This is a genomic window from Achromobacter sp., from assembly GCF_036567245.1.
In the GTDB taxonomy this organism is placed as follows: Bacteria; Pseudomonadota; Gammaproteobacteria; order Burkholderiales; family Burkholderiaceae_B; genus Achromobacter.
Genome location: NZ_DATCUY010000630.1, coordinates 1 through 5,709, shown reverse-complemented (window position 1 = coordinate 5,709; position 5,709 = coordinate 1). Strand labels below are relative to the sequence as shown.

General features: G+C 67.5%; 7 protein-coding genes. 4 read left to right on the top strand and 3 right to left on the bottom strand.

The window, feature by feature from the left end:
* From VIR09_RS26800 to VIR09_RS26785, 4 genes are all read left to right on the top strand, one after another.
* The coding region (locus VIR09_RS26800; protein WP_332015619.1) for an ABC transporter substrate-binding protein at positions 1–998 on the top strand (998 nt) is incomplete at its 5' end.
* Positions 999–1,007: 9 nt separating this feature from the next.
* The gene (locus tag VIR09_RS26795) at positions 1,008–1,859 is read left to right on the top strand and encodes an ABC transporter permease (RefSeq protein ID WP_332015618.1); all 852 of its coding nucleotides are present in this window, start codon (positions 1,008–1,010) and stop codon (positions 1,857–1,859) included.
* The gene (locus VIR09_RS26790) at positions 1,856–2,665 is read left to right on the top strand and encodes an ABC transporter permease (RefSeq protein WP_332015617.1); all 810 of its coding nucleotides are present in this window, start codon (positions 1,856–1,858) and stop codon (positions 2,663–2,665) included. The genes VIR09_RS26795 and VIR09_RS26790 overlap by 4 nt, the downstream gene beginning before the upstream one ends.
* Before the next feature lie 15 nt (positions 2,666–2,680).
* Complete coding sequence (locus tag VIR09_RS26785) at positions 2,681–3,550, top strand: ABC transporter ATP-binding protein (RefSeq protein WP_332015616.1); 870 nt, start codon at positions 2,681–2,683, stop codon at positions 3,548–3,550.
* A gap of 74 nt (positions 3,551–3,624) precedes the next feature.
* Here VIR09_RS26785 and VIR09_RS26780 read toward each other — a convergent pair whose 3' ends face one another.
* The 3 genes from VIR09_RS26780 to VIR09_RS26770 all read right to left on the bottom strand — a co-directional run.
* On the bottom strand, positions 3,625–4,578 hold the full coding sequence (locus tag VIR09_RS26780; protein WP_332015620.1) for a tripartite tricarboxylate transporter substrate binding protein: 954 nt from the start codon (positions 4,576–4,578) through the stop codon (positions 3,625–3,627).
* Positions 4,579–4,716: 138 nt separating this feature from the next.
* Positions 4,717–5,136, bottom strand: a complete 420-nt coding sequence (locus VIR09_RS26775; protein ID WP_332015615.1) for an SgcJ/EcaC family oxidoreductase — start codon at positions 5,134–5,136, stop codon at positions 4,717–4,719.
* 8 nt (positions 5,137–5,144) lie between these two features.
* Positions 5,145–5,709, bottom strand: a 565-nt coding sequence (locus VIR09_RS26770; protein ID WP_332015614.1) for an FAD-dependent oxidoreductase, incomplete at its 5' end; no start/stop codon positions are given.

Below are 5,709 nucleotides of genomic sequence, written 5' to 3'. Positions count from 1 at the left end.
TGGCGACCGCCGGCGGCGGCGACCCCATCACCTGGGGCGGCTCGCCGGGCGGCGTGGCGCGCGCCAACAACTGGCTGGAGGAAGCCTTCCAGGGCACCGGCACCCAGGTGCAATGGCTGTTCTTCAAGGGCGCGGGCCCGGCGGTCAACGAGGCGCTCTCGAACAAGCAAATCGATTTCGCCTACCAGGGCGACCTGCCATCAGTGGTGGGTCGCTCCAACGGCCTGAAGACCCGCATCCTGCTGGGTAGCGGCGTGCGCAACAACCTTTACGTCTCCACGCCCAAGGATTCCGCGCTGCAATCGCTGGACGACCTGAAGGACCGCAAAGTGTCGATCTTCCGCGGCACCAACGGCCATCTGGTCGCCATCAACGTGCTGGCTTCGCGCCAGCTGACCGAGCGCGACATCAAGGGCGTCAACCTGGACACGGGCAGCGCGCAGGCGGCGCTGGTCTCCAATGGCGTGGACGCCGCTTTCGGCGGATACGAATACTTCAAGCTGCGCGACCAGGGCCTGGCGCGCATCATCTATTCGACCAAGGGCCAGGATCCCTCGTTCACCCGCCAGGCGTCGCTGCTGGTGCGCGAGGATTTCGAAAAGCAGAATCCCGAGGCCGTGCAGCGCGTGGTCGACGTTTTCGTGCGCGCCGCGCAATGGTCCTCCGATGAACCGAATCGCGACGCGCTCTTCAAGATCTGGGCGCGCAGCGGCACGCCCTACACGTCCTGGCAGGCGGAGTTCGAAGGCGAAGTGCTGGCCGTGCGCAACTCGCCGCTGCTGGACGAGTTTCTCGCCGCGCGCTACCAGGCCGTGGCGGACGATGCGCTGAAACTGAAGCTGATCCGCCGTCCCGTGAGCGTGGACGGCTGGTTCGAGCCGCGCTATCTCGACGCCGCGCTGCAGAAGGCCAATCTTGCCACCCGCTGGACCGCGTTCAACGCGCAGGGCCAGCCGGCGTCCGGCGAACGCCAGGCGACCGCCGCCACGGCGCGATAAGGAGTTGTCATGTCCGCGAATACTCTGAGCGCACCGCTGCCGTCCGCACGCCCTGCCCCTGTGGATCTGCTGCGCAGCGCCGGCAGCCGCCTGCTGCCCTGGCTGCTGCCGCTGGCGTTGCTCGCGCTCTGGCAGCTGGGCGCGTCGCAGGGCTGGATCTCCCCGCAGGTGCTGCCCTCGCCCCATTTCGTCTGGCTGACCTTGCAGGATCTCTACAGCAGCGGCGATCTCTGGCTGCACGTGCAGGCCAGCATGCAGCGCGTGCTGGTGGGCTTCGCGGTCGGCAGCACATTGGGCCTGGCGCTGGGCGCCGCGATGGGATTGTGGCGTCCGCTGGAAGCCTACATCCTGCCCACCTTCAACGCGCTGGTGCAGATTCCTGTACTGGCCTGGTTGCCCTTCGTGCTGCTGCTGGTGGGCATAGGCGAGCCGTTGAAGTACATCCTGATCGCCAAGGCCGCGCTGGTGCCGGTGACGCTGAACACCTTGCAGGGATTCCGGCAGACCCCGGCCAACTTGCAGGAAGTGGCCCGCGTCTATGGCTACACGCGCCGCCAGCAGGTACTGGAAGTGGTGCTGCCGCATGCGCTGCCCACACTCTTCACCGGCCTGCGCCTGGGCTTCACCAAGGCCTGGCTGTCGCTGGTGGTGGTGGAGCTGGTCGCGTCCAGCGAAGGGTTGGGCTACCTGATCGTCTATGGCCGCCAACTGTTCCAGCTGGACCTGGTGATGGCGGCGGTGATCGTGGTGGGCGCCATCGGCTATGCCATCGACAAGCTGTTGGATCTGGCCGAAGTCCGCGCGGGCGGCGGCCAGGCCGCTACCCGCCTGGGCACGGCGTCCGCGGGAGTCCACGCATGACGGCGGCGTTCCTCTCCTCGCCTCCCGCAGCCCGCCGTGCAAGCCGCTGGCTGCAAGCGCGCTGGCGCGGCCTGGTGCTGCCCGTTGCCGCGATCCTGGTCTGGTGGGCGCTGGCGCGGCTGGAATGGGTTTCCACGCCCTTGCTGGTGTCGCCGGGCAAGGTGCTGGACACCGCGGCCAGCCAGATCTCCTCGGGCAGGCTGTGGCGAGCGCTGAGCGCAAGCCTGGCACGCGAATTCACCGGCTTCGCGATCGGCACCGCGCTCGGCCTGATATTGGGCGCGCTGCTGGGTCTGCTGCCTTTGTTCAACCGCATCGTGGGCCCCAGCTTCAATACCTTCAAGCAGATCTCTCTATTCGCGTGGATTCCGCTCATCTCGGTCTGGTTCGGCCTGGGCGACGTGGCCAAGGTAACGTTCCTGTCGCTTGCAGCGCTGGTGCCCGTGGTCGTCAACACCTGTGACGGCATACGCAGCACGCCGACGGCCCTGCTGGAGGTGGCACGCGTGTTCGGCTACTCCCGCTGGCAGACCTTGTTGCATGTCGTGCTGCCGTCGGCGGCGCCTTCGATCTTCACCGGCGTGTACCTGGCGCTGATCTACTCATGGCTGGCGACCATAGGCGCGGAGTACCTGCTGGTGGCCGGCCACGGCATCGGCAACACCCTGATCGAAGGCAGCGAACACTTCCAGATGGACCTGGTGATCTTCGGCATGTTCGTGATAGGCCTGGTCGGATGGACCATGAATGCATTGGCCCGCGCGCTGGAGCGCCGGCTGACGCGGCACCGCCCGGGCGCCGCCTGATAAACAAGGAAAGGAATGACCAGCATCTTCGGCAAGGAATTGAGCATCCGCGGCGTGGGCAAGCGCTATGACGGCCCCGGTGACGGCGCGCAGGCGCTGCAAGTGCTGCAAGACATCAACCTCGATGTGCCCGCCGGGCGCTTCGTCAGCATCGTGGGCGCCAGCGGCTGCGGCAAGTCCACGCTGCTGCGCCTGATCCTCGGGTTGGACGGCGACTACGCCGGCCAGATCCTGTTGGACGGCAAGCCGGTGCGCGGCGCGGGCCTGGATCGCGGCATCGTGTTCCAGGACCACCGCCTTTTCCCTTGGTTGAACGTGGAACGCAATATCGCGACGGCGCTACGCAACGCGCCCCTGTCGAAGGCGGAAAAGCGCGAGCTGGTGGCCGAGCATATCGCTCTGGTCGGATTACAAGGCTTCGAGAAGTCCTATCCGCACCAGATCTCCGGCGGCATGGCGCAGCGCGTGGCGATCGCGCGTGGCCTCGTCAATCGGCCGCGCGTGCTGCTGCTGGACGAGCCGTTGGGCGCCCTGGACGCGTTGACGCGGTCGCGGCTGCAGAACGAGTTGCAGCGCATCTGGCAGCAGGAGCAGATCACCATGGTGCTGGTCACTCACGATGTGGAGGAAGCCGTGTTCCTGGGCGACCGCGTGGTGGTGATGCAGCCGCGCCCGGGCCGCATCCGCCGCATCGTCGACATCGATTTGCCGCATCCGCGCAACCGCAGCGACCCGCGCTTCATCCGGCTGCGCGACGATGTGCTGAGCGATTTTCTCGATCCGGATGGGCGCGTGGCCCGCCATGAAGAACTGCCGCCGCCCGGCGGCCTGGCTGCCACGGTGGGGGCATTACCGGCGTTGGGGCGCTTGCGCATGGCTTGGTAGTATCGCAATCCCCATGCACAGAAGAAAGAAGCCGGCGGCTCACGCCGCCGGCTCTTGCAACGCGTGCTGCCCGCTCAATCGATCGACGCGCCCGCCACCTTCACCACCTTGCCAAGCCGCGCATACTCTTCTGCGCCGAACTCCGCCAAGGACTGGCGCGACGTGGGCGAAGGAATCGCGCCGCGCGACTCCAGCATCTTGCGCACTTCAGGCTGCTGCAACGCGCGGTTGACGGCCGCGTTGAGCTTGTCCAGCACCGCCACCGGCGTGCCCTTGGGCGCGTACAGTCCGTCCCAGGCGAAGAACTCGTAGCCCTTCAGGCCGCCTTCGCTGATGGTGGGTATGTCCGGGTTGGACGCCACCCGCTCCGGCGTCGTCACGCCCAGCGCGCGCAGCTTGCCCGCCGCGATCTGTCCCGACACATTGGGCATCACGTCGATCATGAACGAAATACGCCCGCCCAGCAGATCGGTCATGGCCGCGCCGCCGCCCTTGTAGGGGATGTGCATGACCTTGGTGCCCGCCATCTGGTTCAGCAATTCACAGGCCAGATGCGAGGACGTGCCGTTGCCGGCGGAACCGCAGGTCAATTCGCCCGGGTTGGATTTGGCGTAGGCCAGCAGTTGCGTCAGGGTCTTGAAGCGCTCATCCGTGGCGTTGACCACCAGCGCCGCGGCGATGACCGTGAAGCGCGAAATCGGCTCGAAGTCGGACGGCGCATAGCCCGGCGACTTGTACAGCCAATGGTTGGTGGCTTGGGTGCCATTGGTGCCGTAGGACAGCGTGTAGCCGTCGGGCTTGGCCCGCGCCGCGATCGAGGTGCCGATGTTGCCGCCCGCGCCCGGGCGGTTCTCGACGATGATGGATTGGCCGAGTTCGCGCGACAGGGGTTCGGCGACCAGGCGCGCCAGCGTGTCGCCCCCGCCTCCGGCCGCGAACGGCACCACCAGCGTGATCGGATGGGTCGGCCAGTCGGCCTGCTGCGCCTGTGCGCCCGACACGACGGCCGCACAGGCGGCCGCCAGCATGCAATGCAAGATTCTTGAGGGTTTCACTGTTTGTCTCCTGAGGGATTTTAGGTACGCGACCGCTGCTTTTTGAATAGTCCGGGCGCGCGAGCTTGTATCGATTCGGGGTGCGTGGGGATCTCCGTGATGCTCAGGCCGTCATTCCGGCGGGAGATGGCGGCGGCTGCTCTTGTCGGCCAGCCGCCAGCCGCCTTCCGTCTCCACCAGCACGTCCTGGCATTCGCGGATGGACACCAGGCGCGGCGCGCCGCCTTGTTCGTGCGGCACGCTGTCGTAGGCGGTCAGGAAGTAGCCGACCATCGCTCGCGCGCCGGCCAGCTCGACCAGCCGCAGATTGGTGATGACATGGCAGGTGCTGCGCTCCGGCGCACGGACATTCAGGGCTTCCAGGATTTCCTGGCGGCCAGCGAGCCGCCGTCCCTGCCGCTGCCAGACGCCGTCCTCGGCCATGAGCGCGGCCGCTGCCTCGTGACGCCGCGTGTCCAGGGCGTGGAAGAATTCCAGCACCACGGATTCGCAGGCCATCTTGGCCAGCATGGGCAAAATCGGGTTTTCCATTGCGATCCTCATCCGATCTGGGCGCTGGCCAGCGGCACATCGGGCCGCTGCAACAACGCCGGGTCCAGGGCCGCGCGCTGCGCGATCCATTTGCGCAGCTGGCGGAAGTCGCGCGCTGCGTCCACCGATACGCCGGCCACCGCGCGGCCGCTGGCGTCCAGCGCCACCGACAGCAAAGCGCGGTCCCCGCCCTGCGGCCGCAGCACTTCGCTGCAGGCCAGGCCCGGGAACCCGACGATCTGCACCATGGCGTCGTATTGCTCCGACCACACGGCGCCGGTCGGCGCGTAAGGCTCGCCCAGGCCCAAAGCCGACAGCGCGGCGGCCGTGCCCTGGTCCTGCGCGTTCTGCCAGGACTCCATGCGCGCATGGCCATCCCCGGCCGCCAGCACCGCAACGTCGCCTGCGGCGTAGACGTCGGGCGCCGAGGTGCTGCAATACGCGTCCACCAGCACGCCGCGTTCGCAGGCGATGCCGGCCTCGCGCGCCAGTTCATCGTTCGCCCGCAAGCCCACGCCCAGCACGATGGCGTCCGCCGCCAGGCGCGTGCCGTCGGCCAGTTCCGCCAGCGGA

What these genes read in the sequence shown, in the direction of transcription:
- VIR09_RS26785 (WP_332015616.1), top strand. Translation starts at nt 2,681, where the DNA reads ATGACCAGCATCTTCGGCAAGGAATTGAGCATCCGCGGCGTGGGCAAG.
- VIR09_RS26780 (WP_332015620.1), bottom strand. Translation starts at nt 4,578, where the DNA reads ATGCTGGCGGCCGCCTGTGCGGCCGTCGTGTCGGGCGCACAGGCGCAG.
- VIR09_RS26790 (WP_332015617.1), top strand. Translation starts at nt 1,856, where the DNA reads ATGACGGCGGCGTTCCTCTCCTCGCCTCCCGCAGCCCGCCGTGCAAGC.
- VIR09_RS26795 (WP_332015618.1), top strand. Translation starts at nt 1,008, where the DNA reads ATGTCCGCGAATACTCTGAGCGCACCGCTGCCGTCCGCACGCCCTGCC.
- VIR09_RS26775 (WP_332015615.1), bottom strand. Translation starts at nt 5,136, where the DNA reads ATGGAAAACCCGATTTTGCCCATGCTGGCCAAGATGGCCTGCGAATCC.